At 43.0% G+C, this 17,016-nt stretch carries 16 protein-coding genes; 8 read left to right on the plus strand and 8 right to left on the minus strand.

Annotated elements, in window-relative coordinates; all coding sequences use genetic code 11:
• Window positions 1-34 precede the first annotated feature (34 nt).
• On the minus strand, window positions 35-1,207 hold the full coding sequence (locus FQV37_RS01260; RefSeq protein ID WP_160020962.1) for an MFS transporter: 1,173 nt from the start codon (window positions 1,205-1,207) through the stop codon (window positions 35-37).
• A gap of 108 nt (window positions 1,208-1,315) precedes the next feature.
• Here FQV37_RS01260 and FQV37_RS01265 point away from each other — a divergent pair, with 108 nt between their 5' ends.
• The 4 genes from FQV37_RS01265 to FQV37_RS01280 all read left to right on the plus strand — a co-directional run bounded on the left by FQV37_RS01265 (window position 1,316) and on the right by FQV37_RS01280 (window position 4,676).
• Window positions 1,316-2,218, plus strand: coding sequence for a LysR substrate-binding domain-containing protein (locus FQV37_RS01265; RefSeq protein WP_160020963.1), 903 nt, complete (start codon window positions 1,316-1,318; stop codon window positions 2,216-2,218).
• Window positions 2,219-2,257: 39 nt separating this feature from the next.
• Window positions 2,258-2,668 carry a DUF2177 family protein gene (locus FQV37_RS01270; protein ID WP_114700344.1) on the plus strand — a complete coding sequence of 137 codons (411 nt, stop codon included), beginning with the start codon at window positions 2,258-2,260 and terminating at the stop codon, window positions 2,666-2,668.
• Between the two features lie 151 nt (window positions 2,669-2,819).
• On the plus strand, window positions 2,820-3,380 hold the full coding sequence (locus FQV37_RS01275; RefSeq protein WP_101206408.1) for an acyl-CoA thioesterase: 561 nt from the start codon (window positions 2,820-2,822) through the stop codon (window positions 3,378-3,380).
• A gap of 207 nt (window positions 3,381-3,587) precedes the next feature.
• Window positions 3,588-4,676, plus strand: a complete 1,089-nt coding sequence (locus FQV37_RS01280; RefSeq protein ID WP_160020964.1) for a cation diffusion facilitator family transporter — start codon at window positions 3,588-3,590, stop codon at window positions 4,674-4,676.
• Window positions 4,677-4,833: 157 nt separating this feature from the next.
• Here FQV37_RS01280 and dps read toward each other — a convergent pair whose 3' ends face one another.
• Entirely contained in the window at window positions 4,834-5,316 is a 483-nt protein-coding gene (gene dps, locus FQV37_RS01285) for a DNA starvation/stationary phase protection protein Dps (protein ID WP_057760902.1), read from the minus strand.
• Window positions 5,317-5,799: 483 nt separating this feature from the next.
• Here dps and uvrB point away from each other — a divergent pair, with 483 nt between their 5' ends.
• The 3 genes from uvrB (at window position 5,800) to FQV37_RS01300 (ending at window position 9,942) form a co-directional block, all read left to right on the plus strand.
• The gene (uvrB, locus tag FQV37_RS01290) at window positions 5,800-7,911 is read left to right on the plus strand and encodes an excinuclease ABC subunit UvrB (protein ID WP_101206411.1); all 2,112 of its coding nucleotides are present in this window, start codon (window positions 5,800-5,802) and stop codon (window positions 7,909-7,911) included.
• A gap of 300 nt (window positions 7,912-8,211) precedes the next feature.
• Window positions 8,212-9,264: a pyridoxal phosphate-dependent aminotransferase gene (locus tag FQV37_RS01295; protein ID WP_240990906.1), complete on the plus strand. Its 1,053-nt coding sequence runs from the start codon at window positions 8,212-8,214 to the stop codon at window positions 9,262-9,264.
• A 300-nt stretch (window positions 9,265-9,564) separates the two neighbouring features.
• Window positions 9,565-9,942 (plus strand): hypothetical protein, encoded by a 378-nt coding sequence (locus FQV37_RS01300; protein WP_057760896.1) that lies wholly within the window; start codon window positions 9,565-9,567, stop codon window positions 9,940-9,942.
• Window positions 9,943-10,040: 98 nt separating this feature from the next.
• Here FQV37_RS01300 and FQV37_RS01305 read toward each other — a convergent pair whose 3' ends face one another.
• Both FQV37_RS01305 and FQV37_RS01310 read right to left on the minus strand, forming a co-directional pair.
• A complete protein-coding gene (locus tag FQV37_RS01305) occupies window positions 10,041-10,430 on the minus strand; it encodes a hypothetical protein (protein WP_101206414.1) in 390 nt (129 codons plus the stop codon).
• Window positions 10,431-10,614: 184 nt separating this feature from the next.
• Complete coding sequence (locus FQV37_RS01310) at window positions 10,615-11,130, minus strand: hypothetical protein (protein ID WP_057760892.1); 516 nt, start codon at window positions 11,128-11,130, stop codon at window positions 10,615-10,617.
• A 317-nt stretch (window positions 11,131-11,447) separates the two neighbouring features.
• On the opposite strand from FQV37_RS01310, the gene recJ reads away from it, so the two are divergent.
• A complete protein-coding gene (recJ, locus tag FQV37_RS01315; RefSeq protein WP_160020965.1) occupies window positions 11,448-13,286 on the plus strand; it encodes a single-stranded-DNA-specific exonuclease RecJ in 1,839 nt (612 codons plus the stop codon).
• An 81-nt stretch (window positions 13,287-13,367) separates the two neighbouring features.
• Here recJ and FQV37_RS01320 read toward each other — a convergent pair whose 3' ends face one another.
• The 4 genes from FQV37_RS01320 to queE form a co-directional block, all read right to left on the minus strand.
• Window positions 13,368-14,033 (minus strand): trimeric intracellular cation channel family protein, encoded by a 666-nt coding sequence (locus FQV37_RS01320; protein WP_057760888.1) that lies wholly within the window; start codon window positions 14,031-14,033, stop codon window positions 13,368-13,370.
• 71 nt (window positions 14,034-14,104) lie between these two features.
• Entirely contained in the window at window positions 14,105-14,740 is a 636-nt protein-coding gene (locus FQV37_RS01325; RefSeq protein WP_057760886.1) for a trimeric intracellular cation channel family protein, read from the minus strand.
• Between the two features lie 100 nt (window positions 14,741-14,840).
• Window positions 14,841-15,998, minus strand: a complete 1,158-nt coding sequence (locus FQV37_RS01330) for a multidrug resistance efflux transporter family protein (RefSeq protein ID WP_160020966.1) — start codon at window positions 15,996-15,998, stop codon at window positions 14,841-14,843.
• A gap of 61 nt (window positions 15,999-16,059) precedes the next feature.
• Window positions 16,060-16,791: a 7-carboxy-7-deazaguanine synthase QueE gene (gene queE / locus FQV37_RS01335; RefSeq protein WP_160020967.1), complete on the minus strand. Its 732-nt coding sequence runs from the start codon at window positions 16,789-16,791 to the stop codon at window positions 16,060-16,062.
• Window positions 16,792-17,016 lie beyond the last annotated feature (225 nt).

Below are 17,016 nucleotides of genomic sequence, written 5' to 3' on the forward strand. Positions count from 1 at the left end.
GGTTATACATTGAAAGCTTCTATATCGAAAGGTTCTACGATGCTTGCAGGGCACGCTTATCACGCAGGCCTGAATAGCGTGTTACCGCTAGTGCCATTAAAGATATGACAGCACCGATCCAAGCCGTGTCTTGTAATGACATATTTTCAACCACGCTACCACCAATGATTGAGCCCAGTGCAATACCGATATTAAATGCAGCAATATTCAATCCAGAAGCAACATCGACGGCATTTGGTGTATATTTTTCAGCTTGCTTGACCACGTAGATTTGCAGACCTGGTACATTGCCAAAGGCAAAAGCACCCCATACCAAAATAGTCAGCACAGCAGCAATCTTGGATTGCATAGTAAAGGTAAATAGTAAAAGAATGACACTTAAGGCGCTAAATATAATGCTAAGCGCACTAATAGGGTCACGTTTATCTGCAAGTTTTCCGCCCCAGATATTACCAATAGCAACGGACACGCCATATACGAGCATGATAAGACCAATGGCTGATGGTGCAAATTTGGTCTGCTGCTCTAAGATAGGCGCTAGGTAGGTAAATGCCGTAAACGTACCGCCATAACCAAGAATAGTCATTAGATAAACCAGTAGTAATTGTGGTTTTACAATGACTTGTAATTGCTCTTTGAAGGTTGCAGGGATAGATTTTTTTAGGTTTTTTGGTACTAATATCGCGCTACCAATTAAAGCGATTAAGCCCAGTGCTGAGACGACCAAAAACGTAGCGCGCCAACCGAAATGCTGTCCAATCCATGTACCAAGGGGGACGCCAGTGACGAGCGCCACAGTGAGTCCGGTAAACATAATGGCAATTGCACTGGCTTCTTTTTCTTTACTGACAAGGCTAGTAGCAATCATGGAACCAATAGAGAAAAACACACCATGTGCCAGACCAGTCAAGATACGGGCAAGTATTAAGGTTTCATAACTGGGTGCTTGCCAAGCCAGCAAGTTGCCGATGACAAACAGACCCATTAGGCTCATCAGTACGATTTTGCGGTTCCAGCGGCCAGTGAGTGCGGTCAGTATAGGGGCACCGATGGCAACACCGACAGCATATAGGCTGACGAGTAACCCTGCGGAAGGCAAGCTCACGCCTAGATCTGCGGCAATAGTTGGTACCAGACCAACGATGACAAATTCGGTTGTCCCAATTGCAAATGCGCTTAGAGTAAGCGCCCATAAAGCGAGTGGCATAACGACATCCTAATAATTAAATGATGCGCGTAGTTTGACGGATTTATAGTTTGCAAAAAACAGCACAAATGACAAAATACCTTTGTCGATTTTGTAAAGGTAATCATGATGATGGGACATGCTAAAACAGAAGATATAGAGATATTTTTGACGGTAGTAGACACGGGCAGCTTTACTGGCGCTGCCAACTTACTGAATCAGCAGGTTGCCAAAGTATCTCGTGCGGTGTCCAGACTCGAAGACACGCTGCAATGCACGCTGCTAAATAGAACGACACGGCGCTTGGAGCTGACGGAGGAAGGGCATGTCTTTATAAGATATGCGCGTGAGAGTTTAAATACGTTATATACCGGTGAAGAAGCGATTAAGCTGTTAAAACAAGCGCCGAGTGGGCATCTACGAATTGACGCCGCGAGCCCGTTTGTCTTTCATCAATTGACGCCTTTGGTTGGTGATTTTGTGGCGCAATATCCACACATTACTCTCGACCTTACCTCGCATGACAATATTATCGATTTGCTTGAGCACAAAACGGATCTGGCTATCAGAATTGGCGACTTAAAAGACTCAAATTTGCATGCACGTCTATTAGGTAAAAGTAAGCTGCGGCTAGTATCCAGTCCTGAATATTTACATCAGTATAATGAAGTGACTCATATTGAGGATTTGAATATTGATAATTTGAGCACCCATAAATTAATTGGCTTTAACGATGCGTCAAAACTAAATAGCTGGCCACTAAAAACACCAGTTAAACTGAATTTCCACATGATAGCCAGTAGCGGCGAGACTCTACGTCAGCTATGTTTAAATCATCAAGGTATTGCTTTATTGTCACATTTTATGATTGGTGAGGATTTGGAGTCTGGACGACTGGTTGAGGTGTTGCCTGAGGCGATAGCCAGACCAAATAACCGTGAAGCCATACAGGCGGTATATTATAAAAACAGTGCCGTATCTTCGCGTATTCTGGCATTTTTAGACTTTATCCAACCAAGACTAACACTATAAATTTTATCCGTTTTTATTCATTTTATAAGAGGTAATATCATGGGTTACGTTTTTATTTATCTCACTGCTGTGGTTATCTTTTTGGGTGTCGATGCTGTATGGCTGACTACCATGAAAGGCGCCTTTTATGAGTCGCGTATTGGGCATCTATTGGCTGATGAGCCAAACATGATGGCCGCTGGCGTATTTTATATGTTTTATATATTGGCACTTTGTATTTTGGTTCTATATCCACAAATCAAAGCAGGCGCATCCGTTGGTCATATCTTCTTACTCGGCGGGCTGATTGGCTTGATGGCTTATGGCACATACGACTTTACCAATTTAGCACTGTATAAGGGCTTTACGCTAGATACAGCGTTGGTAGATTTTGTTTGGGGTGGTATTTTGACCGGTTCGGTTAGCGCCATAGTAGCGTGGCTTGCGTATCGCTTTCACTGGTTAAGCTAATGCTTACATCTTGGCCTATATAACGCTGTTTAAATAGCACCAATTTACATAATTTAGACTGTCTAATGACAGAGGTCTGTTTGTGCTATACGGCGACCTGCTGTATAAATGGTAGGCATAATAAATAAGTGTCAAACCATTAAGGAATATTATGCCGCAATACAATACCAGCTCCACTGCCAAAAAAGCCCCATTAAACCATGAGCTATATATGTCAGTACTGATGACGCCTGATATGGCGAATTTCATTGGCAACGTGCATGGTGGGGATTTGCTCAAGATGCTTGATCAGGTCGCTTATGCTTGTGCCAGTCGCTATAGTGGTAATTATGTGGTGACACTGTCTGTCGATCAAGTGATGTTCCGTGAGCCGATATATGTGGGCGAGTTGGTTACTTTTGCAGCCAGTGTCAATTATGTTGGTAATACCTCGATGGAAGTAGGTATCCGCGTCGAAGCAGAAGATGTGCGCGGTCGTACCGTCCGTCATACAAACAGCTGTTACTTTACGATGGTGGCTATCGATGACAATGGTAAACCGACATCCGCACCGCCACTCGATATCAAAAACAAGATGCAGCAATGTCGAGCGGATGCGGCTAAAGAACGAAAGAAACTGCGTATGGAAAGCTCCCATCGTCCTAGTTGCGACTTTGAAGAAATTAATAAACAGTTTAGCGAACACGAAGAAAATGCCGAGGTGGAAAAGTAGCCCAAGTTATTCAAAGCTATCTAAAGTTATTCAAAGCTATCTAAAATTGTATAAAGTTATCCAGTTTTATTGAATTAATAATTCATACAACGACTCACTAAAAAGACACTGATATTGTAGAGCGCTTATTTTAAGCTGATATATATTTCAAGCCATTCATCTACGGCGAAAAATTCTATATAAATACGTTATTTCAGTGAGTCTAGCATGAGTCTAAAGCCATCTATTGCTAATCCCCAGCGCCATTTACCAGCCTCTCCTAAAGCGCAAGCACCTCGCGCGCGTGGGGCAGGCAATCCTAAAATTTTAAATGACCCTGAATTAAAACATACCCTTAATCAAAGCCCTGAAACCAATGATGAGCATTCAGGCTCACTTATCACTGTGTTAATTGCGGTCGGAGCCAATCTGGTTATTGCAATTGCAAAAACCGTTGCCGCTTTTATGACAGGCTCAGCCTCTATGATTGCAGAAGCAGCTCACTCATGGGCGGATGCTGGCAATGGTACATTGCTTATCGTCGCAGAAAAAAAGTCCATCAAACCTGCTGATAAAAGCCATCCGTTAGGCTATGGCAAAGAGTCTTATGTTTGGTCGATGATTGCTGCCTTCGGGGTATTTACGGCAGGCTCGATTGTCTCTATCTATACTGGTATTAAGGAATGGAACGCTACTGAATCTGAGACTAATTATACGATTGGCTTTATCGTATTGGCAGTGGCGTTTGTGCTCGAAGGGATCTCATTGGTTCAGGCATACAGACAAAGCAAAAAGCATGGTGAAGCGCTCGATATCAGTGCACTTGGCTATGTTGTAGATACGTCTAACCCAACGTTGCGCGGTGTATTCTTTGAAGATTTAGCAGCGGTCATCGGTTTGGTGATTGCCGCTGCTGCTATGGGTATGCATGCTTATACGGGCGAACCGTATTGGGATGCGTTAGGGTCTATCATCGTCGGTCTACTACTGGGCGTCGTCGCCATATTCTTGATTAGTCGTAACCGAGATTTCTTGGTCGGGCATAGAGTCACTGACCGTATGCATGAATACGTTTTAAGCGAGCTGCTGAATCATCCAGATATCGATAGTGTGTCCTATCTGCACCTAGAGTGGGTCGGCCCGAAAAAGATATTTATGGTGGCAGCAGTAGATATCGCCGGCAATCAAAAAGAAGAGCATATCGCTCAGAAGTTTGAAGAGATTGAAAATCTATTTAGAGGTAATCCGGTATTTCAAGAGGCTATCTTGACGCTGTCAGAACCTAACGCTGAGCTGCTAAGTTTAGAGAGTATTTGATATAAGGGCTCAATAGATTAAATATGTGGTAGAGAAATCCTATTGAATACTTTTAAGTACACTTTCTAAATTCAAAAATCAAAACACAAAAAAGCCGTCATGAGTGACGGCTTTTCTTATAACTCTAGTACTTAGTAATTTTTTAACTTAAACGGTACTATTTCTTTGGTGCGTTTGCACCGATGAACCATGCATCTTTATCAACAATACGGCTAGCTTCTGTAAACAAGTCAGCGGTGTCTTCATCACCTGCATCACCAGCGGTAGCAATCGCTTCACGCAATGTCTCTGCGACTTTCTTGTAGCGGCTAGTTAACTCACGTACATGCTGATCTACTTCAGTGATGTCGGTTGGGTAGTCATCTAGGATAGACTCTTTGACTACGCGACTTGCCAAACCATTCGGTTGACCACCTAGGATTACAATACGCTCTGCGATAGTATCTGATACTTCGAGGATACGATCTGATGTCTCATCTAGTAATTGATGCACACCGATAAAGCCAGTGCCTTGTAGATTCCAATGGCACTGTTTGCCATCTAATGTCAAATCGATAACGTTTGCTAGGTTAGCGTTTAATAAATCAATCATTTTTTTCGCAGTTTCGTCTGAAATACCACTTGCGTAACGTTCTCTCATATTTTACTCCGTCATTTATTTAAAATTATTATATTGAATGAAAGTTCAATGTATTTTTATTGGTCTTCTATTCGATGACAATTAAGTTAAAGCTAACAATATGAATTGCTATAAATCTTTCAATTCATCAATACTGCTCACTAGTACTGAAAAGTCATCAACTTGTTAATTCAAGAATGATAATAGCAGCTTAACTCAGTGTTGGAACCCTTGAGTGTTAGGCTTTGTTGAGTGGTCGTGTAACGAGTTTGTTAACCGTGAAAAGCTTTGTAAATTTATCGAATACTGTGTGCGTTTTTTATAACGATGTAAGTTTTATCCGCTAATATTAAGCTTTAATTTCTGATAAACCGTACATTTATACACTCATATTTTTGGGCAGCGAGACAGTGTTTTAATTATAGGATGAGACTCCTTATTCTCCTTTAAAAACCGCTGCTCAGACCCCATATTGTTATAAACCTTAAGAAGAAGAAAGCCATTATGCGAATGCCTGAACCGCGCTCATCGCGTCAGTTAAATCAATTGGCCACTCAGCTCCAAGGCGAAGCTGAAATTAGTGGTGTTAATGCGTCAGGGACGCAAATATCAAGTCGTGCCTTTGAGATGGTGACTGACTTTGAGCCAGCAGGCGACCAGCCGCAAGCCATCAAAAAGCTAGTTAACGGTATCAATTCGGACATGGACGAGCAGTTGCTACTAGGTGTGACTGGCTCTGGTAAGACCTATACCATGGCGAAGGTCATCGCTGAAACTCAGCGTCCGACCATTATCATGGCGCACAACAAAACGTTAGCGGCTCAGCTATATGGTGAGTTCAAATCGTTTTTTCCTAATAATGCGGTCGAATATTTTGTCAGCTATTATGATTATTATCAGCCAGAAGCGTATGTCGCAGCGAGTGATACCTTTATCGAAAAAGACAGCGCCATCAACGATCATATCGATCAGATGCGCCTGTCAGCCACGCGTGCCTTGTTAGAGCGTCGTGATGCGATTATCGTCGCTTCGGTATCTTGTATCTATGGTTTGGGTGATCCAGAAAGCTATCTAAAAATGCTCTTGCATGTCGTTGTGGGCGATAACATCGACCGTACGGCAACCATCAAGCGTTTGGTTGAGATGCAGTACACACGTAATGAGCTAGATTTTGGCCGTGGTACGTATCGCTTGCGTGGAGAGCTGTTAGATATCTATCCTGCTGAGTCTGAGCAGCTAGCCGTACGTGTGCATTTATTCGATAACGAGGTTGAGAAGATTACGTGGTTTGATCCTTTAACGGGTAAGACGGTGCGCAGTGTGCCACGTATTACCATTTATCCAAAGTCGCACTATGTGACGCCGCGTAATAAGCTAGAAGCTGCTAGCCATACTATTCGTGCTGAGTTAGAGCCGCGTTTAGAGTACTTCCGTGACAACAACAAACTGATTGAAGCACAGCGTCTCAAAGAGCGTACTCAATATGACTTGGAGATGATTCAGCAGCTTGGTTACTGTAACGGTATCGAAAACTACTCACAGCATCTCTCTGGTCGTCCATCAGGAGAAGCGCCGCCGACGTTGTTTGATTATATTCCAGAAGATGCCTTGTTGTTCCTTGATGAATCACATGTGACGGTTTCACAGATTGGCGCGATGTATAAAGGCGATAGATCACGTAAAGAAAACTTGGTCAATTATGGTTTCCGTCTACCAAGCGCGATGAATAACCGCCCGATGAAGTTTGAAGAGTGGGAGCGCATTAAGCCTAAAACCATTTATGTTAGTGCCACGCCAGCCCTATATGAGCTTGAACACAGCGAGCAAGTCGTTGAGCAGGTCGTTCGTCCTACAGGACTAATTGATCCTGAGATTGAAATACGTCCTGTATTGACGCAAGTTGATGATGTGCTATCAGAGATTACCAAACGTCGTGAAAAGGACGAGCGTGTACTGATTACCACATTGACCAAGCGTATGTCGGAAGATCTGACCAGTTATCTTAAAGAGTACGATGTAAAGGTCGCTTATCTACATTCGGACATCGATACTGTTGAGCGTATGCAGATTATCCATGAGCTCCGTACTGGCGTGCATGATGTGCTGGTCGGTATCAACTTATTACGTGAAGGCTTGGATATGCCTGAGGTATCATTGGTAGCGATATTTGATGCGGATAAAGAAGGCTTTTTGCGTTCAGAGCGTTCGCTTATTCAGACCATTGGTCGTGCCGCGCGTCACTTGAATGGTAAAGCCATTCTCTATGCTGATCGTATTACACCAAGTATGCAAAAGGCGATAGACGAGACGGATCGTCGCCGTGATAAGCAGATTGCCTTTAACCTTGAGCATAATATCACGCCAAAAGGTGCTCGCCGTAGTATCACGGACAAGATTGATACGGGTGAAAGTTTGGATGCCAATGACAATCAAGCTATCCCAGTTAAGAGTAACTTGCCAGATGTCGACATCAACATCTTGCGTAGCCCTGATCTGCTTGCCAAAGAAATCAAACGATTAGAGAAGCAAATGCAGCAAATGTCGCGTGATTTGAAGTTTGAAGAAGCAGCAAAAACGCGTGATAAAGTGCTAGAGTTAAAAGCACATTTAATCTGATGGCTGAGGTTAAATACTGAGGCTAAACAATAGTGAAGGTGAGGTGCTTGTTGAGTACCTCACTTTTTTATGGTTTATTCAATATCGGAACGTACAGAATACTTGTAATACAACGCATTGCCACTTACCATATCCGCATAAATCTCACCATCCATATAACATTTCAAAAATTTAGGTCATAAGCGAATAAGCCGAGTACGTGTAATGTTCTTGGTAGGCTAGGCTTGTCGTTCTCATAGCTCACATTGTCAACACAGACTAAATTTTTGGAATGGACATAATCTAGGCGTATTATTCACTGTGCTTACCAACAACTTAATAGAATTAAACTCTAACGAAAATTCACTCGGCATGTCAGATGCTGCCAAACAAGCCGTTATCGACTCTTTAGACATCAGCTTTCGCTATCCCGATGACCAACGTGCGGCGCTGATTACTAAAGTCGCTGAGATAAACGGTGTAGCAGAGAGTCAAATTTCTCTAGGCAGTGGCTCTAGTGAAAACATTCGTACTGTCGTCCAAATGCTACAAAATCAAGCATTAGTAGCAGGCGAAAAATTCCAAGTTATCGTGCCACATCCAACCTTTGCCTATGCTGAGTTGTATGCGACATCTATCGATGTGCCTGTGGTAAAAGTACCGCTAACGACTGAAAACTACGCCTTTGACTTGCAAAGTATGCAAAAGGTGGCCGATGACTTTGACGGTATTAGTTTGTTTTATCTGTGCAATCCAAACAACCCAACGTCGATTATTACTGACACAGTAAATCTCAAAGAATGGGTAGGAAATGCAACAAGTAACCATTACTTTTTATTAGATGAAGCTTATTCGGAATATGTGACTGATCCAAGTTTTGAGAGTGGTGTCGCATGGATACGAGAGGAGTACTCAGAAAATATCGTTGTAGTGCGTACTTTCTCAAAACTATGTGCACTCGCTGGCATGCGTGTCGGCTATGCAGTTGCTAGCCCGCAAACGATAGGCAAACTAGAGGCTTTCATCTCAATTGATAATACCAACTTGGCAGGTGCCGTGGCTGCATTAGCGACTCTCGATGATGAAGGTTTTTTGGCATTGAGCTTACGTACGGCCAATCAATCGCGTCAGCTGGTTGAGCAAGCATTAGATGAGCTTGGTTTGCGCTATTTGCCATCACAGGCAAGCTTTATATTTCATGAGATACAAGGCGATGTGCAAACCTATATCGATAGAATGCACGAACATGGCATTGCGGTCGGGCGTGAGTTTGCACCTATCACTGGCTTTAATCGTCTAACACTTGGTAGACCTGATGAGATGGCGGTATTTGTACAAGTGCTTAAATCATTTCGTGAAAAGGGTTGGGTTTAATTAAGTTAGTTCATGCAGTTCTATAATATAGAAGGGAAGTTGCTGATTGGCAGCTTCCTTTTTTGTTGGGTCTGTTTTTCTGAGCCTGTTTTGCTAGGCCTATATTGAAGCCATGATGAATCGCACATTTTTACCAACATCAAACGCAGTTTTACATATCGCACCTTAAATAATCTAACGCTATCTTATAGGATAACTGAGTAAAGCATGACCCGTTAATCACGCAGATAAATACTGGGTAACAGTCACAGTGCTCGGCATGCTCACGTATCTTATAATTATAAAGTTAGGGATGTACCTATGTTCGATATCAAATCATTTTTTAAACGAGAAGTAGAGAAAAAGCTTATCAATGTAGATGACTATATTTTTATGCCAGAACGCGTAGAGATGGAGATTGAAGGTGGATTATTAAATTGTGTGTTGAATAGTGATGGTCGCGTAGATATTTTTTATAGCAAAGACGGCGTGACTGAGGTGGGTTCAGCGTCGCGCAAGCACCCATTTACAGCATTTGAAAAAGAGCTATATCATGGTATTTATGATGATGTAATCAATGATTTAATTAAGGAAGTAGATAAAATTATAGATAGCACCTCGAAGTATTTCCGTCGCAGCCAATCATTACCTTTTACGGCATCTATAACGTCTCAACCATCTGATACAAATAAATTTTAGGCTAATTAATTGAACCAATATATTAGCAATAAAAAGGGTGCGTTATGTATAACGCACCCTTTTTATTATTTTTTACTCTAATAAATAACTTAATTGTTCTATTGAACAAAGCTTGTATAGCAGCTCTGTAGAGATTTGGCGACGACTTGTGCGACTAACTGAGTACGGTACTGAGAGTCAATCGCGGCATTGCCCAGCTCAACAATCGTCACTTGCTGCGGTGCTTGCTCACTGACACAGCCACAAACATTAGTTTTAACAGATTCTTGCTGTGCTTCTGTCATGGCGACGCTTGCAACACGCCATGCGTTTTGTTTTTCAATTTGGCTACGGCATTGGTTGTCGATCGCAGCTCTAAAAACATTCATGCCGATCTCGTTTGCGGTACCGATTGCTGTACCTGTACCGTTGTTTGTAGTACCTGTTGAGGTACATCCCGCCAAGGCAAAAGTCGCTAGCATCATCGTTGAAGCCAAGATTTTTTTCATAAGTTAGTCCTTTAAGGTGTCTGTCATAAATAAAGCTGTATATTATCAGTAAAACCTAGCAATGACATCATTAACCACAGGCGCATTTTATTCTAGAACTCTATAACCTATATGTATTAACCACAAAAAAGCCAGCTAAGTAATCACTTAACTGGCTTGATATAGACTAAGCTATTCGGCTTATTTATACATTTTTGCCGTGTTCTTTTTGCTGAATATCTTTTGCCAATTTATAGCATTCGTTGATATGGTCATTAGCAATTTTCTTAAAAATCGTATAGCCCATCGTTGCAGCAACTAATTGACCGCCAAGTGGGATAAACTTGGTCACTTGTTTGGCAGCGATACGACCACCGAAACCTTGGATGGTTTTTTTGACGATACCACGTGTTGCCATGAGACCAGCAAAATCTACGGTACGATCTTTTACTGCGCTCCAATGCACTTCGCGAGATTCCAAGTTAATGGCTGATTGACGGTCTTCAATAAGACCAAAACGCTCACTAATTTCTGGAATCAACTGCGTCAACATCCCTGCATCAACTGCCACATCAAAAAATGGCACTGGCACAACCGCTACACCAGCAGAAACTCTAGCGCGTCTTTTTACCATTCCCTGACATTCTTTTTTGACTTTATCAAGATCTAGGTTAGGGTCGATAGTATTTGGAAGTTTTTCAGCAAGTGGCGTAGTTTTCATAAAGTGTCCTTATAAATAATTAAAATATAAATGATAAAAAGTTCAATGGATAACAAATCCTTCAGTTGCTTACTATTTTATGGATTTATGCGTGGCTTACAATCATTGCTTTGTAGCAAAATGAATGAAATTACTCACACTGTGCACCTTTTTTGTAAGTGATTAAATGAAGGTGGTTTGTATAAGCTATAAAAATGGCAGTCTGAATTATCAGTAATATATGGGCATCATTCATCAGGTTGCACAATGCCTAATGATATACAAAGGTAGTATAAATTGTCATTGTGAGCCTTTACTAAAGCCAGTAGAATACCCTCATGCTAAATTTAACCCCCCGTTATACCAGCACTCGCATCGACGAGTTGCCCGCCGCGCTGCAACCATTTGCCGCTCAATCATTCACGCTTGCCCGTCTGTATGCAGGTCGAGGTATCACTGCGCCTGATGAGCTGGAGACTAGCCTATCAGGTCTATTGCCTGCTGAGGCCCTGCACGGTGTCACTGAAGCCGTGCGCTTATTAGATGTGGCTATTGATGAGCGTCAGCGCATCTTGATCGTTGGTGACTTTGACTGTGATGGTGCCACCAGTACAGCCTTAATGATGCGCGCGCTCACAAAGATGGGTGCGGTCGTTGATTTCCTAGTACCAGATCGTTTTAAGTACGGTTATGGCCTAACGCCAGAGATTGTCGAGTTAGGTATTGAGACTTTTCAGCCAGATATGATAGTGACGGTTGATAATGGTATCTCAAGTCATGAAGGGGTAGCACGCGCCCAAGCTGATGGTATCACGGTGATTATCACCGACCATCATCTTACTACCAAAGAGACGCCACCTGCGCAAGCGGTAGTCAATCCCAATCAGCTAGGTTGTGACTTTGCTAGTAAGGCATTGGTTGGAGTAGGCGTAGCATTTTATGTGCTCGGACGCTTAGCAAAGCTACGCCGCGAAGCTGGCAAGTCTACGGTACAGGTGAGCCAATATTTGGATTTGGTCGCACTTGGGACGATTGCAGACGTTGGGGTACTGGATAAAAACAACCGTATCTTGGTACATCATGGGCTATCGGCAATTCGTCAAGGCCGCTGCTGTATGGGAATATTGGCATTGCTTGAGCAAGCGGGCCGTGATCCCAAGCAGCTTCATGCGCAGGATTTTGGTTTTGTATTAGGCCCACGTATCAATGCAGCTGGGCGTATGGACAATATGCGCATCGGTATCGAGTGCTTATTGACTGAAGACTGGAGCACCGCACAACGTTTGGCACAAGAGCTTGAACAGTTGAACCGTACGCGTCGTCATGTAGAGGGCGAGATGCGTACACAAGCCGATAGTATCGTACAAGCATTGGCCACTGAAAATAATAACGACGATAGGGCTAATGGTGATAGCGATGATAATGCCAGTAACGACGACACAATTACTCAAGCTGTCTCTACTGCTAAGGCTAGCAATTCAGGTGCGCGTGGTATTATTCTATACCAAGATGACTGGCATCAAGGAGTCATTGGCATTGTCGCTGGTCGACTAAAAGAAAGCCATTATTTACCCAGTATCGTATTTGCACCAGCAGACACTGAACAAACAGATGAAGATAGCGCCATTAAAGGCTCTGCACGTTCTATCGCTGGCGTACATATTCGTGATGCGATTGAACAAGTTGCTGAGCGTTATCCAGACTTAATCAGTCACTTCGGTGGGCATGCGATGGCGGCAGGTCTGACCCTCAAACGCCGTAACTTTGAGGCATTTGTCACAGCTTTTAATGAAGTGATGGCTCAGATGGATGATGAGGTATTTGCAGAGCAAAAATTCACCGATGGACCTTTGCAAGCAAGCGATTTTAGCTTATGGTTTGCCGAGCATTTAGCCGATGCCAGTATCTGGGGTCATGGATTTGCACCGCCGATATTTGATGGTGTGTTTGAGGTATTGAGCTTTAAGATTTTAAAAGACAAACATCTTAAGTTATCGCTGCGCTATCCAGACGTTCAATATCCGATAGAGGCCATTTGCTTTAACTTCGATAATGACGCGTGGGATTACCGTGCTAAGCAAGTCCATTTATTATTTCAGCTAGACATCAATGAATGGAATGGCAAACAAAGCTTACAGCTGATGGTCAAAGATTTGGCTGTGGTAGAGCAGGGGTAAAGCGACAATGTCAAACCGATAATACCAACGCGCTCGAAGATGAGCGCATTGGTATTTTCGAAATGAAGACACGCTCTAGTATCAGTATTTCCACTCTAGTGTGGGGAACTGCCAATCGTAACGAATAGCCAGCATACGCAAAGTAAAAATCGTACTCATCGTAGAGATGTCAGCTACCCAATCTGTCACGCCTAAGTTCTTTAGAGCAAAGTATAGAACCCCACCTGTCAACGCTGCCGTGATATAAATCTCTTGCTGCAGTACCAATGGAATCTCATTGCAAATCATATCGCGAATGATGCCACCAACCACGATGGTAATCACACCTAATAACAGCGCTACAGGTACATTGGCACCCATACTATCAGCGACTTTGATACCGATCAGTGTAAATGCTGACAGACCAATGGTGTCAGAGAGTTTGAGGAACTTATCTACTCGTCTGGAGTTTGGATGAAAAAATATCTGCATCGCTAGCGATGAAATTGTAATGAGGGTCAGATAGCTCATATCTACCATCCAAAATAACGGATGGCGATCCAGAATGACATCACGTACCGTGCCGCCGCCGATAGCAGTAACGATAGACACGAGCAGACAGCCGAAGACATCGAAGTTTTTGTGCTTGGCAAGTATCGTGCCTGAGACGCTACAGGCGATGATGCCAATCATATCGAAGAAATATATCAAAGAGCGGGGGTCAAAAGTAGTGATCAGTACGGTAGGGTCCAATACGATAGCCAACATGGGCAGTTCTCACTATTTTCAATTATTGTCAGTCAAACAAAGGTTATCTCAGCAGAGTCTTGCTCAATTAATCAGTTTACGAGTCGAATAGAAGGCAAGTGCCAGTCGAATCTGAGCGCGAGCATACGTACCGCAAAGATGACAAACAGCATAATAAATTCGTTGAGACTGGCACCGACTCCAAAATACTGTAAACATAAATAAGTCACAGACCCTGCGATACTGGCAGTAATATAAATCTCACGCTGTAGCACCAGTGGAATCTCATTACAAATGATATCACGTAGCAAACCACCGATAATGGCAGTCCAAACACCCATCATAATAGCAATAAGGGGAGACATGTCTAGGGTTAAGGCCACCTTAAAACCAATGACACTAAAAGCGGCCAACCCAATGGCATCAAAGAGCTTTAACGCATTATCAATCTTATGATAAAGGTGAAAGAAGATTTGTAAGATAAGGGAGGTCACCGTGATAACGATCACGTAATTAAGATCAGTCATCCAAAATAGAGGGTGACGGTCGAGAGCCATATCGCGTAATGTCCCACCGCCGATGGCATTGACCATCGCTACCAAGATACAACCAGCGATATCGAAGCCTTTATGCTGCGCAAGCAAAGTCCCTGCAATCGCGCAGGCAACAATGCCAACCATGTCCAATAAATATAATAGAATATCAGGAAAAATCAAAGCATTACCCATGGTTATATTGCCAAATCGAGATCATCAAAGTGATAGGTGTTTTTTAGGTGGCTATTCAATGCATAACTGTGACGAAATGGGCGTAGTGTTATAGTGCCATTTAGCCGTCTTTTGCAAATAATATCAGCCCTACCATAATCAGCCCTATACCGACCAGTCCCATCGCCGAAGGTATGGCGTTACCTAACAGTAATATACCCCCAATCAAGGCAAAGATAACCTCACTGGCTTGGGTTGAGTCAACGCCTGCAACCTCGCTTGAAGTAACAGCTTGCTCGCGCGCATACAAAAATATAGTGGTCGCTGCCACGCCTGCCAATAGAGCAACGAGCAACGTATTGATTATTTGTGAGGGGTAGGGCTGGTCAGGGCGCACTATAATGCCCAAAAACAGCCAAAATGGCAAACACCCGAGAGTCATTAGCCAAACTTTGTTAAAAGCATTTTGCAGTAGCGTGGTTTCGATAGAAGGAATACGAGCAATTAGATTTTGTAGGGATGAGGTTGCCGCAGTGTTGTCACTTTGAAGTACGCTATCCAGGTCGGTAGCATCATACGTCGTAGTTGGTAAATCATAATCTTCAGATATGAGCGGTTTACTCTGCTCATTAATATCAATACCAACACTGATGCTAGCTCGTTGAGCGTTCAACTCTGCTGCCTTCTGTAATATAGTATTGCGCTCGCGGGCATTATGAGAAGCCTGCCAAACCAGCTGGTTACCAATTGGGTAGCTAAAAGCTGCGATAAGAGCGGGTAGCGCACCGTAGAGCAGCATGTCAGACATTGGAACGGCGTCAGTTATAGAGGCAGCATGCAGACCTTCACTGATATTGACGAGCGCCACACCGATAAAGACAATGACAGCATATACGATGAATTTTTTATCAAAACGTTGACCAAATGCCAATAGTACAAGCAAACTGGTGACAACGGTAAACATAAAGGTAGCTGCTACTACCCATCCCGCAACATGATCTGCGGCATAGCAAATACCGGTATAAAAAAGTCCAAACCCAATACTGCCAGTAATGCACCAGAAGCCCCAATGCTGAAGAAAAATTTTCATTAATGCTTTAACACGACCAAAGCCATGTTGTATCGCAATAATGGCGGTAATAATCAATAGCATAAAGACATAGCGCAGACTCGCTGACCAAAACCAATGTCCACCTGCGCTACTCATAAGCTCATTTAAGATAAATGTCGAGCTAAAAAACGCACCTGCTAGCAAGCCCAATAAAATGAGTTTGATCATACCGCTACCTTATCCATGGCACTCAACGTGTTCACACTTTCTGTTTGTTACTTGCTGATAGTTACTTGCCTTTGGCATCTGCCCAAATGATCTTATGCAATTGCAGCTGAAAGCGAACTGGTAAGGCATCAGCCAACATCCACTCTGCTAGCTCGCGCGCCAATACAGGTACTTCAGGGCTAAGCTGTTCATCGACATCATCTGCGACGTTAAACATTGGAGAGAACCACACCGTACCGACCAATTCGTTTAACTTATACTCGGTCAATTTAGCTTTTGCCCAGTCGTAATCTGTACGATTCATAATGACAAACTTGATTTGGTCGTGCTGAGTGAGATAGTCGAGGTTTGACCATAGATTTTTATCGACTTCGCCTGAGCTTGGCGTTTTGAGATCCATTACTTTACTGACTGCTGTTGGTACGTTTTCTACCGTGAGTGCGCCTGCGGTCTCAAGGGATATCTCATACCCATCGCTCAGCAAACGTTTCATCAATTCAATGGCATTTGGCTGTGCTAATGGTTCACCACCAGTCAGACAGATGCGCTTGCACGGATAACCTTTGATGGTTTCTATGATGGTTTCTAATGATTGACGTTCGCCGCCAGTAAAAGCATATTCGGTATCACAATAGACGCAGCGCAGCGGACAGCCTGTTAGACGTACAAATATCGTCGGCAAGCCTGAGGTGATTGCCTCACCTTGTAAGGAATAAAAAATCTCAGTCAGACGCAACCCTGCTTCAGGGTCAGTGACAGGGATAGCGGCGGTGCGTAATGATGATTCACTCATAATATTTCAAATACAGTTAAAGGTCGATAAGACGATGAAGCGCTTATCAATCGTAATAAAAAGGCAGGGGATGGTACGAATGATTTTGTGTTTGTATAAAGACAAACTAAAAGAGGATTATAACGTAACGCGTTATATTAAGCTGCAAAAAAGATGCTGGAGTCATCCTCTAGCATCTTCATATAAAACAATATTATTCAATAAACAACGGTATTTGCCAAATAT

The sequence above is a fragment of the Psychrobacter nivimaris genome, from assembly GCF_009812035.1.
Lineage (GTDB): Bacteria > Pseudomonadota > Gammaproteobacteria > Pseudomonadales > Moraxellaceae > Psychrobacter > Psychrobacter nivimaris.